We start from the raw sequence: 2,803 nt of genomic DNA on the forward strand, positions 1-2,803 counted from the left end.
GGCGCTGGGCTTTGCCCTGCAAAATATCGTGGTGGAGGACCAGGGCTGCGCCCGGGCCGCCATCGCGTTCCTGAAAGAGGAACGGGCAGGCCGCGCCACCTTCCTGCCGCTGGATACCGTCCAGGGTTCCCGGTTCACCGGCCGCCTGACCGGCACCGCCGAAGTGGCCGCCGACCTTGTCACCACCGACCCGAAGTACCAGCATATCATCGATAATCTGTTGGGCCGCATCATCGTGGTGGAGGACCTGACCGAGGCTTCCGCCGTGGCCCGCAACCTGGGTTACCGCAACCGCATTGTCACGCTGGATGGTCAGGTCATCAACGCAGGCGGTTCCTTTACCGGCGGTTCCACTGCCCGCAGTGTGGGCGTGTTCAGCCGCAAGCAGGAACTGGATGAACTGCGCAGCAAACTGAAAAAACTGGACGAAAAGCATGGGGAAGCGGAAAAGGAACTGGCCGCCCGCAAGGCGGAGGTGGATAACCTCTCCGCTCAGCTGTCCGGTGCCGAAGCCGAGGGCATGACCGCCGCTTCCGAGCGCCTGCGGGCAAGCCTGGATCTGGACCGTCTGAATACAGCGGTGGCCCAGTACGGCGAAACCCTGCGGACCCTGCAGGCCGAAGTGGAAGCTCAGCAGCAGGCCCGCGCCGCCAGTGAGGCAGAGTACGCCGCGGCCGAGGCCGAACGCCGGAAGGCGGAGGAGGAACTGGAACAGTACACCGCCGAACTGGCCCAACTGGGCGAGAGTGCCGGTTCCCTGAGCGCCGAGCGGGAAGCCATTACCGAAGAACTTTCCCAAAAGCAGATGCAGCGCCTGGCCGACGAAAAGGACATTGGCCTGCACGAAGCTTCTCTGGAAAGCCTGCAGAGCCGCACCGGCGAGACCGAAGCCCGGGTCCGGGAACTGCAGTCCGCCATTCAGGCGGCCAAGGCCCAGATCGAGGCCAATCAGCTGAAAATTGCCGAGATTGAACGCGCCCGCGGGGAGAACCAGCAGAAAATCGCCGCAGCGGAGGAAGTTATCCGCAACGCCAACGCGGCCCGGATGGAAACCGAAGCGGCTTCCGCCAAACTGGCCCAGGAAAACCGCGTCCTGACCGACGAGCGGGAACGGATGAGCGGCGAAATGGCCCGCCTGGCCGAACGCCGCACCGCCGCCGAAAACGAACTGAATGATACCAACACAAAATTGTGGGAAGAATACCAGCTCACCGATACCGAGGCCAAGGCACTCTGCGTGCCCTTTGAATCCCTCACCGAGCTGCGCCGCCAGGTGGCCGAGACCCGCTCGAAGATCCGCGCCCTGGGCAATGTGAACGTGGGCGCCATCGACGAATACAAAGAGGTCAAGGAGCGGTACGACTTCCTCAAAGCCCAGGTCACCGATGTGGAAAAGGCAAAAGCCGAACTCACCCGGATGATCGCCGAGCTTTGCAGTGAGATGGAGGAACTGTTCACTACCTCGTTCAAAGAGATTAACCGTCATTTCGGCCATATCTTCCGGGAACTGTTCGGCGGCGGTCACGCCAAGCTTTACCTTTCCGACGAGAGCAATGTACTGGAATCCGGCATCGAGATCGAAGTCTCGCCCCCGGGCAAAGTCATCAAGAACCTCAGCGCTCTGTCGGGCGGCGAACAGGCACTGGTGGCCATCTCCATCTATTTTGCCATCCTCAACGTCAACCCGGCGCCTTTCTGCATCCTGGACGAGATCGAAGCAGCGCTGGATGACGTGAACGTCAACCGCTACGCCCAGTATCTGCGCCGTATGACCGAACATACCCAGTTCATCGTTATTACCCACCGCCGCGGCACCATGGAAGCCGCCGATGTACTCTACGGTGTTACCATGCAGGAGGACGGCGTTTCCAAGATCCTGCGTCTCGACCTCGAGAATGTCAGTGCCGACCTGATTTCTTGACCTGAAGGAGGACCCCATGTTTTTCTTTAAAAAGAAGCGCGATATCTCCGAAAAGGAATTTGAAGAACAGCAGAAGATCCAGCGCGGTCTGGAAAAGACCCGTACCGGCTTCTTCCAGAACATCCTCAACACCCTGACCAACTGCCAGATCGACGACGACCTGTACAACGATCTGGAAGAACAGCTGATCCTGGCCGACGTGGGCCCTGTCTGTGCCGTCCGCCTGGTGGACGAGCTGCGGGACGAGGTGGAAAAGAACCATCTCAAAACCGGCGAGGAAGCCCTGGACGCCCTGCGCGGCATCATCTGCCAGGAACTGACCCCTCGTTATCCGCTGGAACTGGACGGTCACCCGGCGGTGATCCTGGTCATCGGCGTCAACGGTGTGGGCAAGACCACTACCATCGCCAAGCTGGCCCATCTGTATAAGGAACAGGGCAAGCGGGTCATGCTGGCCGCCGGTGATACCTTCCGCGCGGCTGCCAGCGAGCAGCTGGAACTGTGGGCGGACCGGGCCGGTGTGCCGCTGGTCCAGGCAGGGCAGGGGGCGGACCCCGCCGCTGTCATCTTTGATGCGGTGAAAAGCGCCTCTGCCAAAGGCTATGACATGGTCATTGCCGATACGGCGGGCCGTCTGCACAACAAGAAGGGCCTGATGGACGAGCTGGGCAAGATCTCCCGCAGCGTCAAGAAGGCCAGCCCCGAAGCCAGCCTGGAAGTGCTGCTGGTACTGGACGCCATCACCGGCCAGAATGCCATCAGCCAGGCGGAGGAATTCTGCCGGGCTGCCGGTGCCACCGGCGTGGTGCTCACCAAGCTGGACGGCACCCCCAAGGGCGGCTGTGCCGTCAGCGTGTGGGAAAACCTGGGTCTGCCCATCCG

1 protein-coding gene and 1 pseudogene are annotated in these 2,803 nt (G+C 61.6%); both read left to right on the top strand.

Annotation, left to right across the window (positions count from 1 at the left end):
- A pseudogene (locus tag H6B10_RS13840) lies at positions 1 to 1,921 on the top strand (chromosome segregation protein SMC); the annotation flags it as partial.
- A 16-nt stretch (positions 1,922 to 1,937) separates the two neighbouring features.
- Positions 1,938 to 2,803, top strand: an 866-nt coding sequence (gene ftsY / locus H6B10_RS13845; protein WP_204652138.1) for a signal recognition particle-docking protein FtsY, incomplete at its 3' end; no start/stop codon positions are given.

It is taken from the genome of Gemmiger formicilis (assembly GCF_016901605.1).
Taxonomy (GTDB): domain Bacteria; phylum Bacillota; class Clostridia; order Oscillospirales; family Ruminococcaceae; genus Gemmiger; species Gemmiger formicilis_B.